This is a genomic window from Cupriavidus oxalaticus, from assembly GCF_016894385.1.
GTDB lineage: Bacteria > Pseudomonadota > Gammaproteobacteria > Burkholderiales > Burkholderiaceae > Cupriavidus > Cupriavidus oxalaticus.
In genome coordinates, this window is record NZ_CP069812.1 from 677,395 (window position 1) to 703,886 (window position 26,492).

24 protein-coding genes are annotated in these 26,492 nt (G+C 68.6%); 10 read left to right on the forward strand and 14 right to left on the reverse strand.

What is annotated here, in order from left to right; all coding sequences use genetic code 11:
• Positions 1–13: 13 nt before the first annotated feature.
• Positions 14–301, forward strand: a complete 288-nt coding sequence (locus tag JTE92_RS15455) for a helix-turn-helix domain-containing protein (protein WP_063236953.1) — start codon at positions 14–16, stop codon at positions 299–301.
• 77 nt (positions 302–378) lie between these two features.
• Here JTE92_RS15455 and JTE92_RS15460 read toward each other — a convergent pair whose 3' ends face one another.
• From JTE92_RS15460 to JTE92_RS15470, 3 genes are all read right to left on the reverse strand, one after another.
• Complete coding sequence (locus tag JTE92_RS15460; RefSeq protein WP_063236954.1) at positions 379–1,926, reverse strand: MltF family protein; 1,548 nt, start codon at positions 1,924–1,926, stop codon at positions 379–381.
• 205 nt (positions 1,927–2,131) lie between these two features.
• Complete coding sequence (locus tag JTE92_RS15465; RefSeq protein ID WP_063236955.1) at positions 2,132–2,482, reverse strand: hypothetical protein; 351 nt, start codon at positions 2,480–2,482, stop codon at positions 2,132–2,134.
• A gap of 219 nt (positions 2,483–2,701) precedes the next feature.
• Positions 2,702–3,577 (reverse strand): LysR substrate-binding domain-containing protein, encoded by an 876-nt coding sequence (locus JTE92_RS15470; RefSeq protein ID WP_063236956.1) that lies wholly within the window; start codon positions 3,575–3,577, stop codon positions 2,702–2,704.
• Positions 3,578–3,822: 245 nt separating this feature from the next.
• Here JTE92_RS15470 and psrA point away from each other — a divergent pair, with 245 nt between their 5' ends.
• From psrA to phnY, 3 genes are all read left to right on the forward strand, one after another.
• On the forward strand, positions 3,823–4,926 hold the full coding sequence (psrA, locus tag JTE92_RS15475) for an iron-containing alcohol dehydrogenase PsrA (protein WP_063236957.1): 1,104 nt from the start codon (positions 3,823–3,825) through the stop codon (positions 4,924–4,926).
• Between the two features lie 94 nt (positions 4,927–5,020).
• Entirely contained in the window at positions 5,021–6,325 is a 1,305-nt protein-coding gene (locus JTE92_RS15480; protein WP_063236983.1) for an MFS transporter, read from the forward strand.
• Positions 6,326–6,396: 71 nt separating this feature from the next.
• Complete coding sequence (gene phnY, locus JTE92_RS15485; RefSeq protein WP_063236984.1) at positions 6,397–7,842, forward strand: phosphonoacetaldehyde dehydrogenase; 1,446 nt, start codon at positions 6,397–6,399, stop codon at positions 7,840–7,842.
• Positions 7,843–8,106: 264 nt separating this feature from the next.
• On the opposite strand, the gene JTE92_RS15490 is transcribed toward phnY, so the two are convergent.
• The 3 genes from JTE92_RS15490 to phnA form a co-directional block, all read right to left on the reverse strand.
• Complete coding sequence (locus JTE92_RS15490) at positions 8,107–9,111, reverse strand: Bug family tripartite tricarboxylate transporter substrate binding protein (RefSeq protein ID WP_063236985.1); 1,005 nt, start codon at positions 9,109–9,111, stop codon at positions 8,107–8,109.
• 43 nt (positions 9,112–9,154) lie between these two features.
• Entirely contained in the window at positions 9,155–10,819 is a 1,665-nt protein-coding gene (locus JTE92_RS15495) for a Na/Pi cotransporter family protein (RefSeq protein ID WP_063236986.1), read from the reverse strand.
• Positions 10,820–10,885: 66 nt separating this feature from the next.
• Positions 10,886–12,106 (reverse strand): phosphonoacetate hydrolase, encoded by a 1,221-nt coding sequence (gene phnA, locus JTE92_RS15500; protein WP_063236987.1) that lies wholly within the window; start codon positions 12,104–12,106, stop codon positions 10,886–10,888.
• 138 nt (positions 12,107–12,244) lie between these two features.
• Between phnA and JTE92_RS15505 the strand changes: the two genes are divergently transcribed.
• Positions 12,245–13,168, forward strand: a complete 924-nt coding sequence (locus tag JTE92_RS15505; protein ID WP_063236988.1) for a LysR substrate-binding domain-containing protein — start codon at positions 12,245–12,247, stop codon at positions 13,166–13,168.
• 4 nt (positions 13,169–13,172) lie between these two features.
• On the opposite strand, the gene JTE92_RS15510 is transcribed toward JTE92_RS15505, so the two are convergent.
• From JTE92_RS15510 to JTE92_RS15525, 4 genes are read right to left on the reverse strand one after another with little or no spacing between them, the layout of a single operon-like run.
• Complete coding sequence (locus JTE92_RS15510) at positions 13,173–14,402, reverse strand: CaiB/BaiF CoA transferase family protein (RefSeq protein ID WP_063236989.1); 1,230 nt, start codon at positions 14,400–14,402, stop codon at positions 13,173–13,175.
• Entirely contained in the window at positions 14,399–15,397 is a 999-nt protein-coding gene (locus JTE92_RS15515; protein WP_063236990.1) for a Bug family tripartite tricarboxylate transporter substrate binding protein, read from the reverse strand. Before JTE92_RS15515 ends, JTE92_RS15510 begins: the two co-directional genes overlap by 4 nt.
• Before the next feature lie 41 nt (positions 15,398–15,438).
• Positions 15,439–16,548 (reverse strand): NAD(P)H-dependent flavin oxidoreductase, encoded by a 1,110-nt coding sequence (locus JTE92_RS15520; RefSeq protein ID WP_063236991.1) that lies wholly within the window; start codon positions 16,546–16,548, stop codon positions 15,439–15,441.
• Positions 16,548–17,777, reverse strand: a complete 1,230-nt coding sequence (locus tag JTE92_RS15525) for an acyl-CoA dehydrogenase family protein (protein WP_063236992.1) — start codon at positions 17,775–17,777, stop codon at positions 16,548–16,550. Before JTE92_RS15525 ends, JTE92_RS15520 begins: the two co-directional genes overlap by 1 nt.
• 139 nt (positions 17,778–17,916) lie before the next feature.
• On the opposite strand from JTE92_RS15525, the gene JTE92_RS15530 reads away from it, so the two are divergent.
• Positions 17,917–18,876: a LysR family transcriptional regulator gene (locus JTE92_RS15530; protein ID WP_063236993.1), complete on the forward strand. Its 960-nt coding sequence runs from the start codon at positions 17,917–17,919 to the stop codon at positions 18,874–18,876.
• 6 nt (positions 18,877–18,882) lie between these two features.
• Here the strand turns inward: JTE92_RS15530 and JTE92_RS15535 are convergent, their stop codons facing one another.
• The 4 genes from JTE92_RS15535 to JTE92_RS15550 all read right to left on the reverse strand — a co-directional run bounded on the left by JTE92_RS15535 (position 18,883) and on the right by JTE92_RS15550 (position 23,060).
• Positions 18,883–20,229, reverse strand: a complete 1,347-nt coding sequence (locus JTE92_RS15535; protein WP_063236994.1) for an MFS transporter — start codon at positions 20,227–20,229, stop codon at positions 18,883–18,885.
• Between the two features lie 75 nt (positions 20,230–20,304).
• The gene (locus tag JTE92_RS15540; RefSeq protein WP_063236995.1) at positions 20,305–21,057 is read right to left on the reverse strand and encodes a carboxymuconolactone decarboxylase family protein; all 753 of its coding nucleotides are present in this window, start codon (positions 21,055–21,057) and stop codon (positions 20,305–20,307) included.
• A gap of 36 nt (positions 21,058–21,093) precedes the next feature.
• Positions 21,094–21,918, reverse strand: a complete 825-nt coding sequence (locus JTE92_RS15545) for an SDR family NAD(P)-dependent oxidoreductase (protein WP_063236996.1) — start codon at positions 21,916–21,918, stop codon at positions 21,094–21,096.
• 86 nt (positions 21,919–22,004) lie between these two features.
• Positions 22,005–23,060 carry a beta-keto acid cleavage family enzyme gene (locus JTE92_RS15550; RefSeq protein WP_063236997.1) on the reverse strand — a complete coding sequence of 352 codons (1,056 nt, stop codon included), beginning with the start codon at positions 23,058–23,060 and terminating at the stop codon, positions 22,005–22,007.
• A 129-nt stretch (positions 23,061–23,189) separates the two neighbouring features.
• Between JTE92_RS15550 and JTE92_RS15555 the strand changes: the two genes are divergently transcribed.
• The 4 genes from JTE92_RS15555 (at position 23,190) to JTE92_RS15570 (ending at position 26,438) form a co-directional block, all read left to right on the forward strand.
• Positions 23,190–24,224, forward strand: coding sequence for an AraC family transcriptional regulator (locus JTE92_RS15555; protein ID WP_063236998.1), 1,035 nt, complete (start codon positions 23,190–23,192; stop codon positions 24,222–24,224).
• 174 nt (positions 24,225–24,398) lie between these two features.
• On the forward strand, positions 24,399–25,397 hold the full coding sequence (locus tag JTE92_RS15560) for a Bug family tripartite tricarboxylate transporter substrate binding protein (protein ID WP_063236999.1): 999 nt from the start codon (positions 24,399–24,401) through the stop codon (positions 25,395–25,397).
• A gap of 107 nt (positions 25,398–25,504) precedes the next feature.
• Complete coding sequence (locus JTE92_RS15565; protein ID WP_063237000.1) at positions 25,505–26,056, forward strand: TauD/TfdA family dioxygenase; 552 nt, start codon at positions 25,505–25,507, stop codon at positions 26,054–26,056.
• 43 nt (positions 26,057–26,099) lie between these two features.
• Positions 26,100–26,438 (forward strand): SDR family NAD(P)-dependent oxidoreductase, encoded by a 339-nt coding sequence (locus JTE92_RS15570; RefSeq protein ID WP_063237001.1) that lies wholly within the window; start codon positions 26,100–26,102, stop codon positions 26,436–26,438.
• Positions 26,439–26,492: the final 54 nt, after the last annotated feature.

The following is a 26,492-nucleotide window of genomic DNA, read 5'->3' on the forward strand; positions in this document are numbered from 1 at the left end:
TCGAGGTGTGGCCATGGAGACCCAGGAAAGTACCCTAACCCTTGCGCTGATGACGGAGCCCGCACGGGCCCGCGTGTGCCGCGCGCTGCTCGACGCGGGCGAGAACGGGCTGCCCGCGGCCGACCTGGCCCACATCGCGAAGGTGAGCCTGGCACGTGCCGGCCACCTGTTCCAGGAACTGGTGCAGGCCGAGGTGCTGGCACTGTCGATCCAGGAGCGCAAGGTCTGCTACGTGCTCAAGGCGCGGCGCGCGGTCACCGAAGCGCTCGGCTACATCGACGCGAGCGGCCTGGCTGACTGAGTGCGTCCGGTGCCACGCGGACGGCAAAATGCCGGCCACTGATGCCGGCCCACTGTGCTGGTCACTGATCCCGGCCGCTATTTCTGCATCTGCCTGATCGCGCGGTCGCGCGTCACCTGCATGTCCTGCATGAGCCGGTATGCCGCGTAGTACTTGAAGATATTGCGCACATAGGTGGTGGTCTCGATGCCGATCTTCTCCGCCACCACGATCTCGACATTGTTGAACCACTTGTCGGGATCCAGCCCGCGCGCCGCCGCTTCCTTGCGCATCTTGGCGATATTGCCCGGCCCGGCGTTATAGCTGGCAAAGGCGAACAGCGGCCGGTTCGATTCCGAGAAATGCGCGTCGGGGAAGTACCTCGTCATCAGCCGGTCCATGTATTTGGCGCCGGCGTGCACGTTGGCCTCGGCCATCCGGATATTGCCGACATTCAGCTCCTTGCCGGTGGCCGGCATGATCTGCATGATGCCGACCGCGCCGACATGGCTGCGCGCCTCCTGGTTCAGCTGTGACTCCTGGAAGCCCTGCGCGGCCAGCATCAGCGGGTCGAAGCCATAGTCCTTGCCGTACTTCTCGAAGAAGGCGATGGTCTGCTGGAAACGCTTGTACTCGGCATCGTCGGTGTTGTTCTTGATCTGTTTGACGCGCTGCATGGTCTGCTTGAGCAGGTACTCCGCCACGCCCTGCTTCTTGACAAAGTTGACGTAGAAGTCATCGATCGCCTGCCGCAGCTGCGGGCTGTTCTTGCGGAAGGCCCAGCCGACATAGCCGCCTTCGCGCACGGCCAGGTCCTCGCGCACCTTGATGTCCGGCAGGATCTGCGCCCACGTCGCGGCCTTCCAGTCATCGACCACCACGATCTGCAGCACGCCCGCGTTGAGCATCTCGAGCACGTCTTCGTCTTCGAGCGCGTCGGGCAGCATGACCAGCTTCATCGGCGCCTTGCCGGCGTGGCGCAGGCCGTCGTTCAGCACGGTCAGGCTCTCGAAATAGCTGCTGGCGCGCCGTACGTGCACGGTCTTTCCGGCGAGGTCGTCGAGGCGCTGCAACGCCGGCGCCTTCGGCCCCGTGACCACCAGCTCGCGCACCGGCTTGCGGTCGCGCGGCGCGGCGAAATCGACCTGCTTCAGCCGGTTCTCGGTCTCGGTCAGGTTGCCGGCGGCGATATCGCCAAGCCCCGCCGTCAGGTCGGGCAGCAGGCGATCGCGCGTGGTCGGGATGATGATGACGGTCAGCGGGCGCTTGCCGAGCTGGTCGGCGTATTTCTTGTTCAGGTAGCGCTCGAAGTTGCGCACCAGCTCCGCGGTCAGCCCGCGCTCGCGCCCCTTGTCGCTGAAATAGAGCGTGCGGCTGTATGGCACCAGCACGCGGATGACGCGGCTCTTGAGCATCACGTCGAAGTCGCCGGTACGGGGCTTGTTGGCAAGGCTCAGGCCGCGTGGCTTGGCGGGTTCCGCCTTGCTCGGCGCGGCGGTCGCGGGAGGGGCCACCGCCGCGGATGCCGGATTTTGCGCAGGCGGTTTTTGCTGCGCTACGGCAGAGGGTCCACACAGGCTGAACGTGCCCATCAGGCCGGACAGAAGGAGGCCTGCCAACCAACGGGAAGGGCGGACAGCGGACATGGCGGGGAATGCAAGCCGCGCAAGCAGGCGCGCGGTTTGCCCATATGGAGTCTAGGCGCGAAATGGCGACTTGCAAGCGGGCGGCAGTGCGCAGGCTAGGGGAAGCGCGGAGGTGGACAAGGAAGGAGGGAACGCGTTGCGGCAGCAGAAGAAGATGGCCGGCTTGCGCCGGCCATCGATCTCGTTTGCAGCTTGCGTGACTGCGCTACTGCTTGGGCGCGGCCATTTCCTGGCGGGCCGTCGAGTCCGCGGCCTTGTTCTCGACCTTGCGCTCCTGCTTGGCCTCACCAACTTCTTCCTTGTACTCGCCCTTGGCGGCCTTCTTCTTCGCCTTGTATTCGTCGGAGGCGCGCTTGCGTGCCTCGCGGCGCTCGACCAGCGGGTCCTTGGGCGGCTCGATCTGGGTCATGCCGGGCGGCACGCCTTGCGCGCCGGCCGCCGGTGCCGCGGGTGCGGCCGTGGTCTGGGCGAAAACGGTGGCACAGCTGAGGCCTGCCAGGCCGGCGGCAATCGCGCCGACGATCTTGGGAAGGCGAGCGGGCTGTTTCGGATCCATGGAAAACCTCCAGAGTTGTTGTCGGAGGCGCCGGCAGTGGAGGGTCCCGGCGCGGCTGGTACCGCGCATCGACACCGGGGCGGGATGCAGCGGTAGCACTCAGTCTAGGCAGCGGGGCCATGTTGCGCTGTCGGTCGCGCGCTGATGCGGCGCCGGCATTACTCCTACACGGCCGCGTTGATGCCTGGCCGCAACAAGCTCCGGGCAAGGGAGCGGATTTCAGCGAGGCGGCGCCAGCGCCACGCCCAGCAGCGCGGCGATCAGCGGCCGGTCCTTGCGCACGTCCAGGCAGCACAGCGCGTAGTCGATCGACAGCAGCGCGTCGTCGACCGGCACTTCCTGCAGTCCCGGCAGCGGGATGCATTCGATCTGCGTGACGAAGCTGATGCCCATGCCGCTGGCCACCGCATGCAGCGTGGCCTCGCGGCTGTTGATCTCCATCGTGCAGTGCAAGGCCACGCCATGCTGCGCGCAGGCGCGTTCCACGCGGTCGCGCGTCTTCGAACCCGGCTCGCGCAGGATCACCGGCTCACCGGCAAGGTCCTGCAGGGCGATGGCATTGCGCGCCGCCAGCCGGTGGCCGCGCGGCACCACCGCGACGATGCGTTCGCTGCGGTAGGGCACGATGTGCAGCCCCGGCACGGGATCGGGTTCGGCCACGATGCCGAGGTCGATGTCGAAGTCCTGCAGGCCCCGCAGCACCGACTCTTCCGAACCGATGGTGACGGTCAGTTCCAGCGAGGGATGCGCTTCGCGGAAGGCATGCGCCAGCCCCAGCGCGATCGGCGGCGAGACCGCGCCCACGCGCACCAGCCCGGTCTTGAGCTTGTGCGCGCTGTGCAGAAACTGCATCGCTTCCTCTTCCTGCCCGAACAGTCCCTGCGTGATGGCGTAGAGGCGCGCGCCGGTGTCGGTCAGGCGCACGGTGCGGCCGGCGCGCAGGAACAGCTCCACGCCGAAGCGCATCTCCAGCGCCTTGACCTGGTCGGTCACGGTGGGCTGCCCGATATGCAGGTACTGCGCCGCGGCGGTGAAGCCGCCGGTGCGCGCCACCGCGTGGAAGCAGCGGATCGCCTTGTAGTACTGGTGGAACATGTGGGGTCGTAGTGGTCTGGCCAGGACTGTCCGCGGGCCGGTGCCGCGGCGCCAAGAGTCTCCCACAGTCACACGGTGGCGCCCACGCGGGGTTTCCCCCGAGGCCGCGCGATCCATCGGTTTTTCCGCATCGGCCCGTCAAAGATGCGATTGGACCGGCCCCTTGCGGTCTCCCACACTTCGGTCAACGCAGGGCGCGGCGCATGCCGCCTCCGCCCGGCCACAAAGAAAAGTGAGGAGACCCGATGATCCATGCGTACTACAACCCCGTCTCGATCCACTGCGGGCTGGGCAGCCTTGACCGGCTGCCCGCCTTGCTGCACGGCCGGCGCGCCGTGGTGGTGACCTTCCCCGAAGCGCGCGCGCTGGGGCTGGTCGCCAGGCTCGAGGCACTGCTCGGCGCCGACCTCGTTGCGGTGATCGAGGACGTGCAGCCCAATCCCGACGTGGCGCAGCTGTCGGGCCTCTACAACCGCTTCTGGGAACAGCCCGACGCCTGCGATGCGATCGTCGCGGTCGGCGGCGGCAGCGCCATCGATACGGCCAAGGCGCTGATGGTCGGCACGGCCGGGACAACAGGCGGTGGCCGCTTCGATTCGCTGGTCAGCCTGCTCGCCACCGGCAAGCCATTCGTGCCGGCGCACGTCAAGCCGCTGATCGCGGTGCCGACCACCGCGGGCACCGGCAGCGAAGTGACGCCGTGGGCCACCATCTGGGACGCGGCCAGCCAGAAGAAATATTCGCTGCACCTGGACGCCACCTGGCCGGAAGCGGCCATCGTCGACCCTGGGCTGATGGTGTCGGTGCCGCTGGGCACCACGGTCTCCACCGGCCTCGACGCGCTCTCGCACGCGCTGGAATCGGTGTGGAACGTCAACGCCAACCCGATTTCCGACACCTACGCGGTGTCGGCGGTGGAAGACATCTTCGAGACCCTGCCGGCGCTGGTGCGCAACCCCGCGGACATCGCGCTGCGCGAGCGCATGGCGCTGGCCGCGCTCAAGGCTGGCCTGGCGTTCTCGAACACCAAGACCGCGCTGGCCCATTCGATCTCGTACGAAATGACGCTGCGCCACGGCCTGCCGCACGGCATCGCCTGTTCGTTCACGCTGCCGCTGGTGCTGGAGAAGGCGTGGGCGCGCCGCCCCGACCGCGACCGCACGCTGCAGCGGCTGTTCGGCCCGTCGCTGCAAGCCGGCCAGCAGCGGCTGCGCGCCTTCCTGCAAGGGCTGGGCGTGAAGACCGAGTTTGCCGACTACGGCGTTTCGGACGAAGAGGCCGGCGCCATGATCGCGCGTGCGCTGGACGGCGCGCGCGGCAGGAATTTCATCGGCGCCGTGCCGGCCTAGCGGCGCGCCCGCCACGGCCAAGCCACGGCCAATGTAACCCCGCCCCCCCCCCCAGAGCCCGCCATACGGGCCGACAATACAACAGGAGACAAAAATGGAAACTGCCGATCGCATCCAGGTGGGGGCGTTCGTCGCCCCGGCTGCGCAATCGTTCCGGCGCGCGCAGTGGCGCATGCTGCTGGCCGCGATGTTCTGCTACTTCTTCTTCTACACCGGGCGCCAGACCTTCGGCTTTGCCATCCCCGGCATCCAGCAGGAATTCGGTTTTTCCAAGGAAGCGCTGGGCTGGGCCTCCACCTGCCTGTTGTGGTGCTACGCGATCGGGCAGGCCATCAACGGCAACCTCGGCGACAAGTTCGGCGGGCGCCGCGTGATGACGGCAGGCGCGATCCTGTCGTGCGCGGCCAACTGGGTGGTGAGCTTTGCCGTCGGCTTCAAGAGCCTGGCGATTCCCTGGGGCATCAACGGCTATTTCCAGGCGCTCGGCTGGGCGCCGGGCAGCCGGCTGCTGTCGAACTGGTGGGGCGCCGGCGAGCGCGGCAAGGTCTACGGCTTCTATGTGTTCGCCGCGGGCTGCGCGTCGGTGCTGTCGTTCGTCACGTCGATCGTGGTGGTCAATATCCTGCACCTGGACTGGCGCTGGATCTTCCGGCTGCCGGTGCTGCTGATGCTGCTGGGCGGCATCACCTTCTACCTGATCGTGCGCGAGCGTCCGGAAGACCTGGGCTACAAGTCGCCGGATACCGGCGCGGCCAGGGCCGAGGATGCCGGCCGGCCCGCGCCGGTGGAGACCGATGCCGACGAAAGCTCGTGGTCGCGCTACAAGGCCGTGCTGCGCAACCCGCGCCTGCTGATCGCAGGCCTGTCGATCGGTTTCCAGAATGCCGCGCGCTATGGCCTGATCGTCTGGGTGCCGGTGCACTTCCTGGGCAAGAACTGGAAGAGCGCCGAGACCCTGATCGACCCGGCATGGATCTCGGTGGCGTTGCCGGTGGGCATGGCCTTCGGCGCGCTGTCCAACGGCTGGATTTCCGACCGGCTGTTCGGCTCCAGCCGCAGCAAGGCCATCATGCTCTACATGGTGCTGGGCGCGATCGCGTCGATGGTCATGTACCAGCTGCCGACGGGCATGGGCGCGATCATCGCGCTGTTCCTGGCCGGCTTCTTCGTCTATGGACCCGCCTCGTCGTTCTGGGCGCTGTGCCCGGACCTGGTCGGCGCCAGGCGCGCAGGGACCGCGACCGGCATCCTGAACTTCTTCTCTTACCTCCTCGCCGGCCTGGGCGAGCCGCTGATCGGGCGCATCCTGGACCAGTCGGGCAATACCTCGCTGGTGTTCCCGATCGTGGCGACCAGCTGCATGATCAGCGCCATCATCGCGGCGTTTATCCGCCGCTGAACGCAGGGGCCGGCACCGCGCCGGCTCCTGCGTCCCGTATTCCCCCATCCCGAAGACATCCTCCGCACATCATGAACGCACTGCAAGCCATCCCCCAGATCCGCCATGAAGCGCTGCGCATCGCCGGCGAAAAGATCTACCGCGAAGACGTGATCGAGGTGACCTACCCGTACACGGGTGAAGTCATCGCCACCGTGCCCAGGGCCACGCTCGACGACGTGCGCCGCGCCTACCGCATCGCGCGCGACTACCAGCCCGCGCTGACGCGCTACGAGCGCTACAGGATCCTGATGCGCGCGGGCGAGATCATCGCCTCGCGGCTGGACGAGATCTCGCGCACCATCACGCTGGAATCCGGGCTGTGCCGCAAGGATTCGCTGTACGAAGTGGGCCGTGCCTCCGACGTGCTGCTGTTCGCCGCCAACCAGGCGCTGGTCGACGACGGCCAGGTGTTCTCGTGCGACCTGACGCACCACGGCAAGAGCCGCAAGGTCTATACGCTGCGCGAGCCGCTGCTGGGCGTGATCACCGCGATCACGCCGTTCAATCATCCGCTCAACCAGGTCATCCACAAGGTCGCGCCGGCGGTGGCCACCAACAACCGCATGGTGCTCAAGCCCAGCGAGAAGACGCCGCTGGCGGCCTTCATGCTGGCCGATATCCTGTACGAGGCCGGGCTGCCGCCGCAGATGCTGTCCGTCGTCACGGGCGACCCGCGCGAGATCGCCGACGAGATGCTGACGCACCCCGACGTCGACCTGGTGACCTTCACCGGCGGCGTGCCGATCGGCAAGTACATCGCGGCGACGGCCGCCTACAAGCGCCAGGTGCTGGAGCTGGGCGGCAACGACCCCATCATCGTGATGGAAGACGCCGACCTGGAAGAGGCCGCGTCGCTGGCCGCCAGCGGCTCGTACAAGAACTCCGGGCAACGCTGCACGGCGATCAAGCGCATGCTGGTGCATGAAGCCGTTGCCGACCGCTTTGTCGAGCTGCTGGTGCAGAAGACCGAAGCCGTCAACTATGGCGACCCGATGGATCCCAGGGTCGACATGGGCACCGTGATCGACGAGGCCGCGGCGATCCAGTTCGAGAAGGTGGTGAACGACGCCATTGCCGCCGGTGCCACGCTGCGCTACGGCAATATCCGCCGCGGCGCGCTGTACTCGCCGACGGTGCTTGACCATGTCGATCCGGAGATGACGGTGGTGAAGCATGAAACCTTTGGTCCGGTGTCGCCGGTGATCCGCTTCAGGGACATCGATGACGCGATCCGCATTTCCAACGGCACGGCCTACGGCCTGTCGTCGTCGGTCTGCACCAACCGGCTCGACCACATCACGCGCTTCGTGCGCGAACTGAAGGTCGGCAGCGTCAATGTGCGCGAAGTGCCGGGATACCGGCTGGAGCTGACGCCCTTCGGCGGCATCAAGGACTCCGGGCTGGGCTACAAGGAGGGCGTGCTGGAGGCGATGAAGAGCTTCTGCAATACCAAGACCTATTCGCTGCCCTGGTAACTCACGCAAGAAATGCGTCGCCCGATTTTTTCTGCTCCCCTCTCCCGCTTGCGGGAGAGGGGCCGGGGGAGAGGGCCGGAGCATCAACGCAGTGCAGCGCTACACTCCGCGGACTTCCTCGACGCTGGAGAACCCGGCGATGCTGGAGCAACCAGTGCAAGCACGATAAGAATGCGCCGGTCGCCAGGCGTTCGATGCCGGCCGCAGCGTGCCGCGTAACGGGGCGGGGTGTGCCAGCCCCGCCCCGCGCTGCAACACTATTCCCTATTCCGCCTTCACATTGGCGCTGCGCACCACCTCGCCCCAGCGCTTGAGTTCTGCCGCGGTGAAGTCCTGGAACTGCTTGCCAGGCAGGTAGCTGGGCAAGGCGCCGTCGGCCTCCATCGCGGACTTGAGCTTGGGTTGGGCGAGCGCCTTGCCCACTGCGGCCTGCAGTGTCTCCAGCACGTCCGGCGGCGTCTTCGCCGGTGCCGCGATGCCGGCCCATGACGTGACCTCGAATCCCGCAAGCCCCGACTCGGACAGGGTCGGCAGCTGCGGCAACGCCGGCGAGCGCTGGCCCGATGTCACGGCAAGGCCCTTGAGTTTGCCGGACTTCACGTGCGGGATCATGGCGGGGATGGTCTCGATCGTCATGGTGACCTCGCCGCCCATCGCGGCAAGCATCGCCGGGCCGCCGCCCTTGTAGGCGACATGGGTCAGGTCGACCCTGGCCATCGACTTGACCAGCTCGCCGCTGAGGTGGCCGGGCGAGCCGGAGCCCGCCGACGAGAAGAACACCTTGCCGGGATTGGCGCGCATGTAGGCCAGCAGTTCGGCGGAGGTCTGCGCCGGCAGCGACGGATTGACCGCCACGACCAGGGGGTAGCGCGCGACCAGCGCCACCGGCTCGAAGCTCTTGATCGGGTCGAATGCCAGCTTCTGGTAGATCCAGGGATTGATGGCCTGGCTGCTCAGGGTCGCCATGAACAGGGTATAGCCATCCGGCGCCGCTTGGGCGACGTACTGCGCGGCGATGTTGCCTGCCGCGCCCGGGCGGTTCTCCACTACCACTTGCTGGCCGAGCGCATCCTGCATTTCCTTGGCCAGCAAGCGCGCCAGTTTGTCGGTCGAGCCGCCGGCGGCGAAGCCGACCACCAGGCTGACCGGCCGCGCGGGATAGCCGCCCTGCGCGTAGGCAGCGCAGCACGCCGTCGCGGCCACGCCGAAGATTGCCAGGGTTGCGCGGATGCGCCGGGACGGTTGCGGCTTGCGCTGGGTGATTTGCATGTCTGTCTCCTGTGTAGACGTTCGTCTTGTTGTCGTTGTGGGTTCACGCCGCGCCGGGACTGCCGGCGGCCAGCGCTGGGACTGCTTCGTGCATCGCGCCGCGCAGCAGGTCCGGCATGCCCGCCGGCGCGGCGCACAGCAGCGCATTCATCTGCGACAGCTCGCGCAGCGTATCGAGGTGCAGCGCGCTGGTTTCCACGCTGGCCGTGCGCCGCTGCGACACGCGGGCCAGGTGGCGGGCGGTAAAGCGTTCGGCGCGTGCCTGGAAGTGCGCGGCGCAGTCGTTGAGCAGCGCGTGGGCGGCGCGGTCGCCGGCGACGAACAGCGACATCCGGGTGCGCAGGTTGGCCGCCAGCATGTCGCACAGCTCGAGCAGCTCGGCGCTGCCCTCGTCCGAGAAGCAGTAGTTGCGGCGCAGCTTGCGCTGGTCGAGGTCGACCAGGGTCCGCTCCGCGATATCGCCGGCATATTCCAGGTTGATATTGAGCAGCATGATCTCGTCCCAGCGCGCGGCATCCTCCGCGCCGAGCTGGCCGGCATCGACGCCGGTCAGGTACATCTTGACCGACGAATAGAGTTCGTCGATGCGGTCGTCCAGCGCGCAGCAGCGCGCGTTCGCGGCACGGTCGTTGGCGGCGATCGCCAGCTTCATGCCGGCGAGCATGTCCTCGATGACGTCGCCGATGCGCACGACTTCGCGGGTGGCATTGCCCAGTGCCACCGACGGATGCCGCAGGTCGCCCTGGCTCAGGTAGCGCGCGCCGCGCGCTTCGGCCTCGCGGTGCGTATCGGGCAGCCAGCGCGTGCACAGCGACGCCACCGGCCTGACGAACCAGATCAGCGTCGCGGCCAGCGTCAGGTTGAAGGCCATGTGGAAGTCGATGGCCATGGTGGCGGCGCTGCTGCCGAGGCCCGCGAGCAGCGGCGGCACGGCCTCCAGCAGCGGCAGGAAGACCAGCACCCCCGTGATGCGGAAGAGCAGGTTCGCCAGCGATACGCGCCTGGCCGCGGGCGCGCTGGCGGAATTGGCCAGGCAGGCAATCAGGCCGCTGCCGAGATTGGCGCCAAGCACCAGGGGCAGGGCGGTCTGCGGCGCGATGACGCCGCCCATGGCCAGCGTTGCGGTCAGCAGCACCGCGGCCAGGCTGGAGTACGCCAGCAGGGCCAGCATGGCGCCGATCACGACCGCGAGCAGCGCGTCCTGGCCCAGCGACGCAAAGATGGCGCGCACCAGGTCGGCATGCAGCAACGGCGCGGCATAGAGGCGGATCAGCTGCAGGGCCAGCGTGATCAGCCCGAGTCCCACCACGACTTCGCCCGCGCGCCCGCGCAGGCTGCCCTGGCTGGACAGCCGCATGGCGATGCCGGTCACCAGCAGCAGCGGCGACAGCCACGAGATATCGACCGACAGCAGGCGCGCCATCATGCTGGTGCCGACATCGGCGCCGAGCACGATCGGCAGCGCCGCCGACAGCGACACCAGGCCCTCGGCGACGAAGGCGCTGGTCATCAGCGCCGTGGCGCTGCTGCTCTGGATCAGCGCGGTCACGCCCAGCCCGGCCACGAAGCCGCGCGCCGGGCTGGCCGTGCCCGCCGCCAGCACCAGCCGCAAGCGTGGCCCCAGCAGCTCCAGCATGCCGTGGCGCGTGACATGCGTGCCCCAGATCAGCAGGGCGACGCCGGACATCAGGGAAAGCAGGATCTGCATGGCGCCTCGCTCTGCCGGCGGGTTTCAGTGGGCTCGGTTCAGTCGGCGTAGATCAGGCGGCGTGGATCAGTCCGCGCAATTCAGCGCCAGCCTCAGGATGTCGAAATTGCGCAGCCGCTGGCCGGCCGGCGCGCTCACCCTGCGGTTGAACAGCAGCGGCACCTTCTGCTCGGACAGCCCGCCGTGCGAGCGCAGCGGCACGTCGAGCCCGCTCAGGTCATGGCGTGCCGGCGTGGTGCCGATCACGGTCAGGCGCTCGCTGACCACCACCAGGTCGCCGATGCGGTCGGCCGGCAGCTCGAAGCGCTCGCAGGCGGCGCGCTTGTCGAGCACCAGCTCGATGCCCGGCAGCGCCGCGATCGCGTCGTGCACCGCGCGCGGGGCGGTGCCGGCCGGCAGGTACACGGTGGCATACGACCCCAGCGCGCCATGGTGCGCCACGTACGGGTCGGTGATCGGCAGCAGCACGCGCGTGGCCGCCGTGCCGAAGCGCTCGTCCAGCCGCTGCTGCAGGTACAGGATGTTGGCCTTGCCGAGCGAATCGGTCTTGGCGTTCATGCCATGGTCGGCGGTCACGCCGATGACCGCGCCCAGCGCGTCGAGCCGCTGCAGGTAGCGGTCCATCATCGCGTAGAACGCATTGGCACCGGCCGTGCCGGGCGCGTGCTTGTGCTGGATGTAGTCGGTGGTGGACAGGTACATCAGGTCCGGCCGCTCGGTTTCGAGCAGCGCCACGCCGGCGGCGAACACGAACTCGGACAGGTCCGCGCTGTAGACCGACGGCAGCGGCATGCCGACGCGGGCCAGCACGTTGTCGATGCCGTTTTCTTCGACGCTCGCCTGGTCGGCCTTCTCCGCGGAGAAGCAGATGCCCTGCAGGCCGTGGCCGAGCAGCGCGCGCAGCTTGTCCTTGGCCGTCACCACGGCGACCCTGGCGCCGGCCTTTGCCGCGGCGGCCAGCACCGTGGGCGCGCGCAGGTAGCGCGCGTCGTTCATCAGCACCTCTTCGCCGGCTTCGGTGTCGTAGAAGAAGTTGCCGCAGATGCCGTGCACCGACGGCGGCACGCCGGTCACGATCGACAGGTTGTTGGGGTTGGTGAATGACGGCACCACACAGTCGCCGGTCAGCACCGTGCCGCGCTGCGCCAGGCTCGCAAAGAAGGGCGCGACGCCGGCCTGCACGGCGAGGTTGATGTACTCCTGCTCGCAGCCGTCGATGCAGACGATCACGGTGGGGCGGGCGGGAAGCTGGTAGCGGTGTCCGTTGACTTCGATGTGGGCGTGCATGGCGGGTCTCATAAGAGGGAATCAGTAAGCCGCTGCCGGACGGGGCGGCGCGGCGCTTTTCGTTGAGACCCATGCTAAGGTTTCCAATAAACTCACACAAACGAGTTTATTTCCCACAATCTGTCAGGAAATATCACAGTGCCGCATAAGCTACCTCCGCTCAACGCGCTGCGCATTTTCGAGGTTGCCGCCCGCGCCGGCAGCTTTTCCGCCGCGGCGCGCGAGCTGCACCTGACGCATGGCGCGGTCAGCCGCCAGATCGAGATCCTGGAGCAATGGCTGGGGCAGCCGCTGTTTATCCGGCAGGGGCAGCGCATGGTGCCTACCGTGCATGCGCAGGCCTTCGGGCGCGAGGTCAGCACTGCCTTTGACCATCTCAGCGCGGCGTCGGAGCGCTACGGGCGCATCGCCACGCGCAAGGTGGTGCGCGTGAATGCGCCCGCCACCTTTGCCATGCGCTGGCTGATCCCGCGGCTCGACGATTTCCGCAAGCAGCAGCCGGAAGTCGACGTGCGGGTCTCGACCGCCTTCAGCAACGAGGCCGGCTTCAACGGCACCTTCGACCTCGCCATCCGGCGCACGCTGGAGCGCGGCGAGCAGTTCGAGTCGGTGCCGATCTTCGCCGAATACCAGACCGTGATCGCCAGCCCCGCGTTGCTGGCGCAGGCGCCGGTGCGCGATGTCGAAGACCTTGCCGACGGCGTGCTGCTGTACACCGAGACCCGGCCCGGCAGCTGGGAATCGTGGCTGCAGCAGGCCGGCCATGCCTCGCTGCGGCCGGTGCGCACGCTGCGCTTCGACCACTTCTTCGTCACGCTGCAGGCGGTGGTGGACAGCCTGGGCCTTGCCATCGGCACCTTCCCGACGCTGGCAGCGGACCTGGACGGCGGGCGCATTGCCGCGCCGTTCGCCGAGGTCCGCGCACCGGGCAATACCTACCACGCACTGGTGCCGCGCGATGCCGACAAGCCGCTGCACCTGCGCGCGTTCGTCGAGTGGCTGGTGCAACAGGGCGAGGCCGCTGCGGCGGCCGGCGGGCGCAAGGGCCGCCGCCAGCGGTAAGCGCTCAGATCACCCCCTCTGCCCGCAACGCCTGCATGTCCTGCCGGGTCAGGCCGAGCCCGGCATAGATCTCTTCATTGTGCTCGCCGACTGAAGGCCCGGTTCGGGGCACGCCAGGCTCGTAGCCGGAAAAGCGCGGCACGTGGCAGGGCGCGGGAACCGAGCCCAGGTCCGGATCGGGCAGGCGCACGATCGCCTCGCGCGCGCGGAAGTGCGGGTCCTCCAGGATGTCCTGGATGGTGAAGATCTTGCTGAACGGGATCTGCTGCGCTTCCAGCGCCGCGGCGACGGCGGGGTAGTCGTGCGCCGCGAACCAGGCACCGATCGCCTCATCCAGCGGGTCGAGGTGCCGCACGCGCGCCGGGTTGGTGGCGTAGCGCGGGTCGTCCGCCAGTTCCGGCCGGCCGATCGCCGCGCACAGGCGCCGGAAGATCGGGTTGGACGACGCCACCATCGACACCCAATGGCCATCGGCCGTTGCATACATGTTGGACGGCGCGGTGTACGTGGCGCGGTTGCCCGCGCGCTGGCGCACCTGGCCGAGCTGTTCGTACTCCACCGCAAGCGGCTCCAGCAGGCGGAACAGCGCCTCGGTGGCGGACAGGTCGATATCCCTGCCGGGCGCCGCGGGATCGCGCCGACGCTCGGCTGCGGCCGTGGCGATGGCGAATGCGCCGAACAGGCCCGCCACCACGTCGCCGGCGGGATAGTTCATGTGCAGCGGGGGACCGCCCGGCTCGCCGGCAAGGTTGGTGAAGCCGCTCATCGCCTCGAACACGCGCGCGAAGCCGGCGCGCGACGCATACGGGCCGGTCTGGCCGAAGCCGGTCAGGCGCAGGATGATCAGGCGCGGGTTCGCTTCGCGCAAGGTCGCGGCGTCGAGGCCCCAGCGGTCGAGCGTGCCCGTGCGGAAGTTCTCGACCAGCACGTCGAATTCGGGCAGCAGCCTGAGGAACAGCGCGCGCCCCTGCGGCTGCCGCACGTCGAGCGAAATGCCGCGCTTGCCGCGATTGGCCACCTTCCAGTACAGCGGCAGGCCGTCCTTGACCGGGGCCAGGCCGCGCAGCGGATCGCTGCCGTCGGGCAGCTCGAGCTTGACCACGTCGGCGCCCATGTCCGCGCACAGTGTGCAGGCGAGCGGCGCGGCCAGCACCGTGGCCATGTCGAGGATGCGCAGGCCGGCGAGCGGGCCGCCGGCCTTGCCGTTGCCGTTTGCAAGCGAGCTCTGGTTCATGCGTCCACCTTGATGTCGCGCGCCTTGATCAGCGTTGCCCAGCGCGTTGCCTCGGCCTGCAGCAGCTGGTCGAACTGCCTGGCGTCGAGCGCGAGGATTTCCGCATCCAGTGCCGCCAGCCGGTTGCGCACGTCGGCGGTGCCCATCGCCGCCTGCAGCGCGGCGCCAAGGTAGTCGACGATGGCCGGCGCCGTGCGTGCGTGGACGGCAAGGCCATACCAGGACTGCACCAGCGCGTCCGGGTAGCCCGCCTCGGCGATGGTCGGGACCTCCGGCAGCGAGCGCGTGCGCCGTGTGGCATTGACGGCGAGCGGCCGCACGCGTTTCGACTGGATCAGCGGCAGCACCAGGTTCTGCGACACCAGCGCGAACTGCAGCTGCCCGCGCCCAAGGTCCGGCACCGATGGCGGCTGGCCCTTGTAGCCGACGTTGGTCACGCGCACGCCGGTGGCCTCGAAAAACAGCTCCTGCGCCAGGTGCAGCGAGCTGCCGGCGCCCGGCACCGGCACGTTGACCGCGCCGGGCCGCGCCCTGGCCCACGCCGCGAACTCCTTCAGCGTCTTCACGGGCACGTCGTTGTGCACCACGAACACCGACGGCACCGCGGCCACCGCGCCAATGGCGCGGAAATTCTGCACGCGGATGCCGGAGTCGGGGTAGAGCGTCTGCGCCACCGCCAGCACCGGCGTGACGCCGAGCAGCGTGTAGCCGTCCGCCGGCGCGCGGCTGGCGGATTCGATGCCGATGCGGCCATCGGCACCGGGCTTGTTCTCCACGACCACGCGCTGCGGCAGGTCGAGCGACATGCGGTCGAGCGCGGCGCGCAGGGTGACGTCGACCACGCCGCCCGCCGGGTAAGGGATGACGGCGCGCAGCGGCCGCTCGGGGAAGTTGCCCGGGCCGGTGCCGGCGCGCGCCAGCGCCGGCAACAGGCCGGGCGCGGCCATCATCAGGGCGGTGTGGAACGCGGTCCTTCCGAATGCTCGGCGGTCCATGCTGTCTCCTTCGTTCTTGTATCGGTGTTGGTGCCTGCCGGTCAGTCCGGCAGGTAAGGGCGCAGGCATTCGAGCGACTGGCGCGTCTGCCGCACCAGCCGGTCCATGATCCGCGCCACGGGCTCGACTTCCTTCACCCAGGCCACGCTCTGGCCGGCCGCCTCGTACATCAGCGGCGCGATCTCGTGCTCTTCCACCGCTGCCAGCAGGCGGCCGGTCAGGGCCTGCTGGTAGGGCATGTCGAGCGGCGCCGGGGCATCGGCTGCCGCCCATGCGTCGGAGAAGGCGCTGCGCACCACGCGGCAGGGCTTGCCGCTGTGCGCGCGCGTGATCACCGTGTCTTCGCTGCCCGCGGCCAGCAGCCGCTCGGTCAGCGCGGCCGGCAGCCGGTGCTCGGCGCTGCCCAGCCACACGGTGCCGAGCCATGCGCCCTGCGCCCCCATCGCCAGCGCCGCGGCAATCTGGCTGCCCTCGCCGATGCCGCCGGCGGCGAGCACCGGGCGCCCCTCGGCGGCCGCGATGATCTGCGGCACCAGCGTGAAGGTGCCGATCGCGCCGGTATGCCCGCCGGCGTCGTAGCCCTGGGCGACCAGCACATCGACGCCGGCCGCGATGGCCTTGCGCGCATGCTTGACGGCGCCGACCAGCGCCATGGTGGTCTTGCCGGCACGGCGCACCCTGGCGATGGTGTCGGCCGGCGTGCCGACCCCGGCGGCGAACACCTCCACTTCGCTCTGCGCCACGGCGGCGACCTGTTCCTCGAACAAGGCCTGCGAGCGCACGTACTGCGAGAAGAAGTTGCCCGCCGTGGCCGGCGGCACGGCGAAGCGCTCGAACAGGCCGTCGACGAAGCGGCGATGTCCTTCAGGAATCGCGGCGCTCACATCCTCGGGGGTGGAGACGCCCGGCAGCGCGGTGGGCAGCAGCAGGTCCACGCCGACCGGCACGTCCGGGCACAGCGCGCGCAGGTCGCGCAGCTTCTGCGCCAGCTCGTTGGGGCCATCGCGTGCGGCGGCATACACGCCGAGCCCGCCGGCATTGGAAATGGCCGCGGCGACTTCGATGCTGTGCGCCAGCCCGAACACCGGGTAGCGGATGCCCAGCCGGCGGCACAGCGCGTTGGCGAGGCTCTGGTCAGAAGTGCTTGCCATCATTGTGCTCCGAACAGGTCCGGCTCGAAATCGAGGCAGGGGTGTTGCGGCATTGCCGAGGCGGTCTTCATCACGTGCCGGCCGATCAGGTTCTTGTGGACCTCGCTGGTGCCTTCGCCGATCTGGTTCATCTTGGCGTCGCGCAGGAAGCGCTCGATCGGATACGCATTCAGGTAGCCGTTGCCGCCCAGCAGTTGCGCGCAGTCCACCACCACGCGCATGCACAGGTCGGTGCTGTGCATCTTGGCGATCGAGGCGTGGATCGAAGTCTCAGGGTCCTTGCGGTCGTAGCGCTGCGCCGAGCTGTAGACCAGGCAGCGCGCGGCTTCGATGCGCGCCGCCATGTCGGCCAGCATCCACTGGATGCCCTGGTGCTCGCCCACCGCCTTGCCCGATACCTGCCGGTGCCCGGCGTATTGCGCGGCAATCTGCAGCGCGCCGCTCATCCGCCCCAGCGCGATCGCGGCATGGCCGATGCGAGCGCGCACCAGCGTGTCCTGCGCCAGCGCCATGCCCTGTCCCTCTTCGCCGAGGCGATGCGAGACCGGCACGAACACATCGTCGAGCCGGACCTCGGCGATCGGCACGCCGTGCCAGCCGAGCTTGGGAATGACCGGCGAGACGCCCAGTCCTTCGGCATCGCGCGGCACCAGGAACGCCGTCAGTCCCTTGCTGCCGCCGGGACCGTCGGCCAGCGATGCCACCACGACAAACATATCGGCCACGTTGGCGCGGGTGATGAACTTCTTTACACCTATGAGCCGATAGCCGCCGGGGTGCCGGCTGGCGACGGTGCGCAGCCGCGCCAGGTCCGATCCCGCGCCGGGCTCGGTCAGCGCGAAGGCGGACTGCTTGCTGCCACTGGCCAGCAGCGGCACTGTCTGTGCGCGAAGCTCCGCGGAACCGCCCGCGACGATCGGGCGCGACGACAGGTCGGTGCCGGTGACGAGCGATGCCGCCGTGCTGCACGTCCGCGCGATCTCTTCGATGATCCTGACGCGCAGCAGCATCGAGGCCTCGGTGCCGCCGAGCGCGGCGGGAAATGCCGTGGCGATGACGCCGCTTTCCGCCAGCGTGCGGAAGGTGTCCCAGGCGAACTCGTCGTTGCGGTTCGCTGCATTGGCCCGGGGGCCGATGGTGTCCCGGACCAGTGCCTGGACACGGGCCAGCATGTCGTTCTCCGCCGCGTCGAGCGGCGCCAGCGGATGGTGTTCGGCGGAAAGGGGCATGGGCGGGGTCTCCTTGGTGGTTGCTTGATGGTTGCTTGGTGGGCGGGTGCGATTGCCTCTAACGATAGAGAGGCGGTATCCTCGGATCAATGCCGCCATAAGAAAGCAGATATCTCCACAGGAGATAGCAGGAGGGAATATGCAAACGGATGCGGGGCACGACCTGACGCTCAAGGCGCTGGCCACCTTCGTCGCCGTGGCGCGCACTGGCAGCGTCTCGGGCGCGGCGGCGCAGCTTGGCCTGGCGCAGTCGGCAATCAGCCGGCAGGTCGCGGAACTGGAGAAGATGTTCGGCGGCCCGCTGTTCTACCGCACGGGGCGCGGCGTGCGCCCGACCACGCTGGCCGCGCAGGTGCTGGCCGATGCCGAGCCGCTGCTGGACGGTGCCAGGCGGCTGGTCGAGTCGGCGCGCGGCCGCGCCGGCAATGTCAGCGGCATGGTCACGCTGGGTCTGGTGCCGGCGGTGGCGCCGCTGCTGTCGAGCCGGCTCTACGGCGCCGTGCAGGAGCGGCTGCCCGCGGTGAAGCTGCGCATCGTGGAAGGCTACAGCGGCGAGATCGAGACGCGGCTGACCCAGGGCAGCATCGACCTCGCCGTGCTGAACCGCTATCGTGCCGAAGGCCGCAACAGCTACCGCCGGCTGCTCGATACGCCGCTGATGCTGGTCGGCCGGCGCGAGACCTTGCAGGCCCACTGGCGCGGTGCGGGCGGCAGGCCGGCGTCGATGCTGCTGCGCCAGCTCGGCGGCGTGCCGCTGGTGCTGCCGGTGCCGCCCAACGCCATCCGCAACCTGCTGGAAGAGGCTGCGGCCGCGCACCGCATCGCCCTCGATGTCTGCATGGAAGCCAGCTCATCGGTGGTCATCAAGCGCATCCTGTCCGACCATGCCGCGTTTTCCGTGCTGCCGTACCACGCGGTGGCGGCCGAGTTGGAGAGCGGGGAGTATGACGCCGTGCCTTTGGCGGACCGCGCCATGCGGCAGAGCGTGGTGCTGGCAACCAGCAGCCAGCGCCCGTTCACCGCCGCGGCGCGGCAGGTGGCGCAGATGATCCCCAGGCTTGCCGAGGCGCTGATCGGCGAGGGGAAGTGGCGGCGGTGACGGCGCTCAGCGGCGCTCTGCGCTATCTGCCCGCTCCAGCAACCGTGCCGGCAGCGCCAGCAGCAACGCCACGGCACCCACCGCCAGCAGCGCGGCAAGCAGGTCGAACGCCAGGTACAGGTCGCCGGTTCGGGTCTTGATCGCGCCTACCGCGATCGGGCTGAGCAAGGCCGCCACGCCGCCCAGGCTGCTGATCAGCGCGATGCCGGCGGGTGCCTGCCGGCCGCCCAGGTATGCCGGCGGAATCGTCCAGAACACCGGCAGCGCGGCCAGGCACGCGGCGGCGCCGACCGTCATGCACGCCACCGCGGGCGCCAGTTCGCCGCGCGTGAGGCCCATCAGCAGGAAGCTGGCGGCGGCAACCAGCAGGCAGCCCGCCACGTGCCAGCGCCGTTCCAGCCGGCGGTCGGAACTGCGCGCGAGCAGGTACATCGTCAGCAGGCCGAGCACATAGGGCAGCGTGGAGATCCAGCCGATGCGCGCCACGTGCGCCTCGCCGAAGCCCTGGATCAGCGTCGGCATCCAGTAGGCGATGGTATTGGTGCAGGCATAGATCGACAGGAAGGCCAGGCCGATGACATAGATGCGTGGATCCTTGAGCAGCGCCAGGATGCCGCCGTGCCGGCGCGCGTGGACCTCCTTGCCGAGGTCGCTTGCGAGCATGGCCTTTTCCGCCGGCGTGAGCCACTTTGCCTGCGCGGGGCCGTCGTCGTCGAGGCAGTGCCAGGCAACCAGGCCCAGCACCATCGCGGGAAGGCCTTCCACCACGAACAGCGCCTGCCAGTCGCGCAGCCCCAGCCAACCGCCCAGGTGCAGCATGATCGCTGCCGCCAGCGGACCGCTGTTCATCCCGGCGAAGGCGCCCGACATCAGGAACAGCGACGTGATCCGTCCGCGGCGCTGCGCGGGGAACCAGTAGGTCAGGTACAGGATGACGCCCGGGAAGAAGCCGGCCTCGGCCACGCCCAGCAGGAAGCGCGCGGCGTAGAGCGCCTCGGGCGAATTGACCTGGCTGGTGGCGACGGTCGCCAGGCCCCACAGCAGCAGGATGCGCGTGATGGTCCGGCGCGCGCCGGTCTTCTGCATATAAAGGTTGCTGGGCACCTCGAACAGGATGTACCCGGCGAAGAAGGCCGCCGCGCCGATGCCATAGGCCGCATCCGAGAGGCCCAGGTCGCTGGCCATGCGCAGCTTGGCGAACGAGATGTTGATGCGGTCGATCGTGTTCAGCACATAGGCCGCGAACAGGAACGGCAGCAGCCGCCAGGTGATCTTGCGGTAGAGGGCGGCAAGCGAGCCGGCATCCTGCGGTGGCGCCGAGGAAATGGCAGAGGCGGGGGCGAGTGGTTGCACTACGTACTCCTGGGCGTTGCGAGTGTTGTCTCCCCTCTCCCGCAAGCGGGAGAGGGGAGAAAAGCCGGTGGTGGGTCAGGCTGCGTCTTCCCGCATGGCATGCTCCAGCATCGGCACCGCGAGTTCGCACGCTTCGATGCCTTGCAGGCTGACGATCTTCAGCACCGCCAGGATCTGCGCGCGCGTGGCGCCGAGGCGCAGCGCGGCTTCGATATGCCGCTGGGTGCCGTGGCCGTACATGTGGGTGATCGCGGCATCGCCGGCGATGCAGAGGAATTCGATCCACAGCGGCGGCAGGATGTTGTCTGTCCACAGGCCGAAGCCCATCGCCAGGAATTTCTCCAGGTACTGCGGATCCCAGCGGTACAGCGTTTCCCACAGCGGGTTGAACATGCCGTTGGCACGCACCGCGTCGCACACCGGCGTCGCGCCTGGCGTAACGGACGCAACGGCGGGCTCATCCGGAATGCCCGCGCGCGCCAGTTCCTCGGCCAGCGCCGGCACGCCGACCGCGCAGGCATGGATGCCGACTACGCTGGCCAGCTTGAAGACTTCCAGGATCTCGGCGCGCGTGGCGCCCAGCCGGATGGCCTCGCGCACGTGGCGCGATACGCCCGGCCTGTACAGGTGCGTGGCGGTGACGTCGAGATTCAGGCGGATCAGCGCGACCAGCTTGGGGTCGAGCACGCCTTCGGCCTGCGCATCGCGCGCCAGCGCGACCCAGCTGGCAATCCACGTGGGATCCCATTCGGTCAGTGGATCGAGTTCGCTGCCGAGCGCGCCGGTGTCGCGCAGCGCCCTGTAGTGGGGAAAGAGGTTGTGTTGCATGGCTGTCCTGGATCTGGATCTGGATCTGGGGCCGGCTCAGATGGCAGAGCCGCCGTTGGGGCTGATGACCTGGCCGACCAGGTAGTGCTCGTCGCTGGCGAGGTGCAGCACGGTGGCGGCGTATTCCTCGACGGTGCCGAAGCGGCCCGCCGGACAGCTTTGCCAGAGCCGGTTGCGGCCGTCCTCGCCGATCTTTTCCAGGTATTCGTTGAAGGCGGGCGTGGCGACACCGCCGGGCGCCATCGCGTTGACGTAGATGTTGGCGCCCGCCACTTCCAGTGCCACGGAGCGGGTGAAGGCAACCACCGCGCCCTTGGTGGCGCTGTAGTGCGGGCTGTGCGCGCTGCGCGACGAGATCCCGGCGATCGAGGCGATATTGACGATGCGGCCGTAGCGCTGCGGCTGCATCAGCCGCAGCGCCTCGCGGGTGCAGTAGAAGGTGCCGTGCACGTTCACGCCCCAGTAGCGCAGCCATTCTTCGTCGGTAATCTCGCTGGTGAAGCCGAGCGAGTCGCGCGGCACCGGCGTCTGCAGGTACGCATAGAGCCGGTTGCGGCGCTCGGTGTCCACCGGGCGGTTGGGCGTCAGCGCGGCGTTGTTGACGAGGACATGCACGGTGCCGAAGGTCTCGCGCGCCTGCGCGAACATGCCGGCCACTTGCTGGCTCGACGATACGTCGCACACGACGGACAGGCAGCGGCGGCCTTCGGCGAGGACCGCCTCGCGCGCGGCTGCCAGCGCTTCAGGGTCGATGTCGCAGATCACCAGGTCGGCGCCGGCGCGCGCCAGCGCCACGGCGATGCCCTGGCCCAGGCCGGGGCCGACGCCGGTTACCACGGCGATCTTGTCGGTCAGTTTCATGATCGGTTGCTGCAAGAAGGGCTGTATTCGGAAGCCAACGGCACGCGCGGCCAAGGCAACGCGCATGCCGTGGTGGATGGCTGCACTCAGACGCTGCCCGGCACCGTGAAGCCGCGCTGCCCCGGCTTGCGGTTCGGCGCCATGCCGAGCTGGCGGATGGTCTCGTCCGCGCTGTCGTACCACTCGTCGATCTTGTAGATGCGGCGCGCTTCCTTGCCGTTGGCGACGTCGCGGCCGAGCTCGCGCGCCAGGCGCACGGTCTGCTCGATCTGCTGCACCGAGGTCATGCGCTCACCCTTGCGGCCCCACAGGTTGTCCTCGATGCCCACGCGCACATGCAGGCCCAGCGCGATCGCCATGGCGTTCATCGGCAGCACCGCGCGCATCGCGCTCTCGATGGTCAGCACCGCGCCGTCCGGCGTGCGGCGCGCGAACTCGATCATGTCGGCCGGATGCAGGCCCGCCGCGCCGCCGCCGATGGCGACGTAGTTCAGGATCAGCGGGCCGCGGTACTGGCCCTTGCGGATCAGGCGCTCGACCGTCTCCAGCTGCGCCACGTGGCCGAGCATGAAATGCGGCTGGATGCCGGCCTTGCCCAGGCGCTCCAGGTGCTCGATGAAGAACGACGGCTTGGAATCCACCACCATCTCGCTGTACGCCTTGAGGTACTCGGGCTTTTCGAGGATGGTGCCCTGCACGTCGTCGGCGGTCAGCATCTCGCAGATATTCATCTGGCTGGTGTTGATCGCGATCGTGACCTGGTCGGGCTTCGGGTCGAGTTCGGCCAGCATGTGGCGGGTGTCATAGTCCAGCCACTCGGCGGCCTTGCCTTCGCCTTCGGGCGCGAACGAGATCGAGCCGCCGACCTGCAGCACCATGTCGGGCACGGCTTCGCGCAGGCGCGCCAGCATCTCGTTGAACATCGACAGGCGCTTGGAGCCCTTGCCGTCCGACTCGCGCACATGCACGTGCAGCACGGTGGCGCCGGCGTTGTAGCAATCGACGGCCTTCTGGATCTGCGCATCCATGCTCACCGGGATGTCGTCCGAGTCGGAGGGCAGCCACTGCGGGCCGTAGGGCGCGACCTGGATCACCAGTTTTTCCTGGTTTTCGGGAAGCAGGCTGTCGTCGAGAAAATGCATGGATGGTCTCCTGATGGTGAAGCCCTTTGCATGGGGCGGTGCAGCTATTCTGGACGCCGGCCGCATGCTGCGTTTATCCTGTTGTCACTATTTCCTATCCCTTTGTCACAGCTGGTGAAAACCCGAACCATGAAGCCGGAGAGCCGTTCGGTCCCGGTCGGCACGCTTGCGCGGGTGGTCGAGGTGCTGCGGGCGCAGGGCGCCGACCCCTGGCCGCTGCTGGGCCGCTACGGCATCGGCCCGGCGTCGCTGGAAGAGCCCATGGCGCCGCTGGCGCTGACGCTTTGCGGCCGCATCCTGGCCGATGCGGCGCAGGCCTCCGGCCGGCCCCAGCTCGCGGTGCAGGTCGGCGCGCGCGCCAATATGGAGAACGCCGGGCCGCTGCGCCTGCTGCTGCTGTCTTCGCGCAATGTGCGCGACGCGGTGGACGGGCTGCTGCGCTACGGGCGCATCTGGTACCGGGGCATCGACACGGCGCTGACCGTGCGCGAAGGCTATGCGGTCTTCTCGGTCGAGATCGACGGCGCCTGCGCGGGCCGAGACGACCTGCTGACCGCCTACCTCGCTGCCAACCTGCAGATGTTCCGGCTGATGCTCGGCAAGCCCTGGTTGCCCGCGGCGGTCTCGCTGTCGCGTCCGCCGCCGCCGGAGCTGGCGCCGTTCGTCGCGCACTTCGGGCCCGATGTGCGCTTCGGCCAGCCGCGCGACGAATTCGTGTTCCCGGCCGGCACGCTGGAGCAGCGCTGCGGCGTGGCGGACGAGGCGGTCGAATCCTCGGTGGTGCGCTACCTGAGCGAGCTGGAATCGCATGTCGCGCCGGATTTCCTGGGCCAGGCCCGGCAGGCGATCCGCGACCTGATGCTGCTGGGCGAGTGCACCGCGCCGCGGCTGGCCTCGCTGTTCGCGGTGCATCGCTTTACGCTGCATCGCCACCTGCAGGACCACGGCACCTCGTTCGCGCAACTGCTGGATGAGGAGCGCGAAGCGCTGGCGCGGCGGCTGCTGGGCCACACCGACATGCCGCTCGGCGATGTCGCGCGGGCACTGGGCTTCAAGACGCAGGCCGGCTTCAACAAGGCCTTCCACCGCTGGCAGGGTGTCGCGCCCGGCACCGTGCGCGCGGGCGGGCGCCGGAGGCCGCGGCTTAGGTTGCATCGCGATTGAGCCGACGCACGGCCCGCCGTGCTGGCATGACCAATTGCTTATGCTTCCGCGGTTTTATTTCATTGGTTTTCGCGGCCGGATCGTGCGCAAAATCCCGGTGCACACACGCCGCCGATGCCGCCGTGAACTCGGGCATCGCCATCCACAGAAGCGGCGTGGGCTTACGGAGACGATATGAAATCAAGCCCGACATGCCGCGGCAAGCGCGCATGGCATCTCGCAGTACTGACCGCCACCGCGCTGGCAGCCGCCCCCGTCCTCGCGCAAGGCACCTGGCCCTCGCGCCCGATCCGCATGGTCGTGCCCAGCCCCGGCGGCAGCGGCCCCGACGTGCTGGCGCGCGTGTTCGCCGAGCAGATCTCGCAGGCGCTGAAGCAGCCCGTGGTGGTCGACAACAAGCTCGGCGCCAACGGGCAGCTGTCGGTGGATGCCGTCGTGCGCGCGCAGCCGGATGGCTACACCATACTGCTGGCGAGCGCCTCGGCCACCGTGATGAACCAGGCGATCCAGCCGAAATTACCGTTCAACATCGTCGATGACCTGGTGCCGGTGGCGCAGATCGGCTCGGGCGGCGTGCTGCTGGTGGTCACGCCGGACTTTCCGGCCAGGGACATGAAGTCCTTCGTGGCAACGGTCAAGGCGCAGCCCGGCAAGTATGACTACGGCAGCTGGGGGATCGGCTCGGGCGGGCACCTCGCCATGGCGCAGCTGCATACGCTGGCCGGCATCGACCTGACCCATGTGCCCTACAAGGGCGTGCCGCCGATCCTGACCGACCTGCAGGGCGGCGTGCTGAAGATCGCCTTCGTCGACATCACCACCTCGGTGCCGCTGGTGAAGAACGGCAAGATCCGCCCGCTGGGCATCACCGGCAAGCACCGCGCGCCCGCGTTCCCCGATGTGCCGACCATGGCCGAGCAAGGCTTCCCGATGACCAACGAAGGCTGGTATGGGCTGTTCGTGCCCAAGGGCACGCCGCGCGAGATCATCGTGACGCTGAACCGCGAGATCAACAGGGCGCTGCGGGCGCCGGCGCTCACCACGCGCTTCCAGCAACTCAACATGATGGCCGATCCGCCGCTGACCACGCCGGAGGAGTTCGCGCGCACGGTGCGCAACGACTATGCCACGTGGGCCAGCGTGGTGAAGGTCAACGGCATCAGGCCGGAATAGCGGGCGCGGGACGAATAGCAGGCCAATCAGCCCGCCGCGGCCTGTTCCGCGCACTGCTGGAACAGTTCGACGGCCTGCTGTGCCTGCGCACGGCGCGGCGCGGCGGCATGAGCAGCATTGCCAGCTCGATGGCCATCCACAACGCCATGCTGCGCGAGCATCCCGAACTGCTGGCGCGGCTGTACCAGCCCTTTGCGTTCGACCGCCGGCACGAGGAAGCGCCGGGCCAGGCGCCGTACACCATGACGCATGTGTTCAGCTGGCACAACGGCCGCCTGTTCAACCGCTATATCCGCAGCTTCATCAACACCGCGCAGCGCTTCCCGGACGCGCCCCGGCTGGCGCCGGAGGATATTGCCGCGCTCGACCAGTTCGACGCCTGCACGCAGGACCCGCGCTTCCGCATCGACATGGAGCTGGCGCCCGGCGACATGCAGTTCCTGAACAACTACGTCGTGCTGCACTCGCGCACCAGCTACGAGGACCATCCCGAGCTCGACCGCAAGCGCCACCTGCTGCGGCTGTGGCTGTTCACGCCGGGACTGGCCGATGTGCCGGAGAGTTTCCGGCTGCGCTACCTGCTGACCGACGCGTGGGCGAAGAACCCGCGTCCGCCAATCTATGACGTGAACCAGATCATGGGCGTGGCCACGCATTGAAGCGTGCCGCTATTCGACTATCCCAGACAAAGGAATCCCCGCAATGAACGCCCCCACGATTTCCCTGCACGGCAAGACCGCCTGGATCACCGGCGGCTCCAGCGGCATCGGCCGCGCCTGCGCGCTGTCGCTGTGGCAAGCCGGCGCGACCGTCGTGATCTCCGCCCGCAGCGAAGCGGCAATCGCCTGCATGGTCGCCGGCATGGTCGCCGATTGCGGCAATGAGCGCGTGATCGCGCTGCCGCTGGACGTCTCCGACCGCGAGGGAGGCATCAAACACTACCGTCATTCCCGCGCATCTTGCCCCGGAAGGGCGGTCAGGCGGGCTGCAAGCCACATTGGCCGGCTGTCCGGGAAAACCCCCATCAAGCCGCTGTCTTGAAATGGCCATACCCCGTCCCTATAATTAGCACTCGTCGGGGGTGAGTGCTAACAG

Excerpts from the sequence above, each read along its gene's own strand:
- JTE92_RS15520 (WP_063236991.1), bottom strand. The coding sequence starts at position 16,548 with ATGGCAAGCACTTCTGACCAGAGCCTCGCCAACGCGCTGTGCCGCCGG.
- JTE92_RS15510 (WP_063236989.1), bottom strand. The coding sequence starts at position 14,402 with ATGAACCAGAGCTCGCTTGCAAACGGCAACGGCAAGGCCGGCGGCCCG.
- JTE92_RS15550 (WP_063236997.1), bottom strand. The coding sequence starts at position 23,060 with ATGCATTTTCTCGACGACAGCCTGCTTCCCGAAAACCAGGAAAAACTG.
- JTE92_RS15560 (WP_063236999.1), top strand. The coding sequence starts at position 24,399 with ATGAAATCAAGCCCGACATGCCGCGGCAAGCGCGCATGGCATCTCGCA.
- JTE92_RS15530 (WP_063236993.1), top strand. The coding sequence starts at position 17,917 with ATGCAAACGGATGCGGGGCACGACCTGACGCTCAAGGCGCTGGCCACC.
- JTE92_RS15465 (WP_063236955.1), bottom strand. The coding sequence starts at position 2,482 with ATGGATCCGAAACAGCCCGCTCGCCTTCCCAAGATCGTCGGCGCGATT.
- JTE92_RS15555 (WP_063236998.1), top strand. The coding sequence starts at position 23,190 with ATGAAGCCGGAGAGCCGTTCGGTCCCGGTCGGCACGCTTGCGCGGGTG.
- JTE92_RS15480 (WP_063236983.1), top strand. The coding sequence starts at position 5,021 with ATGGAAACTGCCGATCGCATCCAGGTGGGGGCGTTCGTCGCCCCGGCT.
- JTE92_RS15495 (WP_063236986.1), bottom strand. The coding sequence starts at position 10,819 with ATGCAGATCCTGCTTTCCCTGATGTCCGGCGTCGCCCTGCTGATCTGG.
- JTE92_RS15545 (WP_063236996.1), bottom strand. The coding sequence starts at position 21,918 with ATGAAACTGACCGACAAGATCGCCGTGGTAACCGGCGTCGGCCCCGGC.
- JTE92_RS15455 (WP_063236953.1), top strand. The coding sequence starts at position 14 with ATGGAGACCCAGGAAAGTACCCTAACCCTTGCGCTGATGACGGAGCCC.
- JTE92_RS15565 (WP_063237000.1), top strand. The coding sequence starts at position 25,505 with ATGAGCAGCATTGCCAGCTCGATGGCCATCCACAACGCCATGCTGCGC.
- JTE92_RS15470 (WP_063236956.1), bottom strand. The coding sequence starts at position 3,577 with ATGTTCCACCAGTACTACAAGGCGATCCGCTGCTTCCACGCGGTGGCG.
- JTE92_RS15525 (WP_063236992.1), bottom strand. The coding sequence starts at position 17,777 with ATGCCCCTTTCCGCCGAACACCATCCGCTGGCGCCGCTCGACGCGGCG.
- psrA (WP_063236957.1), top strand. The coding sequence starts at position 3,823 with ATGATCCATGCGTACTACAACCCCGTCTCGATCCACTGCGGGCTGGGC.
- JTE92_RS15515 (WP_063236990.1), bottom strand. The coding sequence starts at position 15,397 with ATGGACCGCCGAGCATTCGGAAGGACCGCGTTCCACACCGCCCTGATG.
- JTE92_RS15570 (WP_063237001.1), top strand. The coding sequence starts at position 26,100 with ATGAACGCCCCCACGATTTCCCTGCACGGCAAGACCGCCTGGATCACC.
- JTE92_RS15460 (WP_063236954.1), bottom strand. The coding sequence starts at position 1,926 with ATGTCCGCTGTCCGCCCTTCCCGTTGGTTGGCAGGCCTCCTTCTGTCC.
- phnA (WP_063236987.1), bottom strand. The coding sequence starts at position 12,106 with ATGCACGCCCACATCGAAGTCAACGGACACCGCTACCAGCTTCCCGCC.
- phnY (WP_063236984.1), top strand. The coding sequence starts at position 6,397 with ATGAACGCACTGCAAGCCATCCCCCAGATCCGCCATGAAGCGCTGCGC.
- JTE92_RS15540 (WP_063236995.1), bottom strand. The coding sequence starts at position 21,057 with ATGCAACACAACCTCTTTCCCCACTACAGGGCGCTGCGCGACACCGGC.
- JTE92_RS15490 (WP_063236985.1), bottom strand. The coding sequence starts at position 9,111 with ATGCAAATCACCCAGCGCAAGCCGCAACCGTCCCGGCGCATCCGCGCA.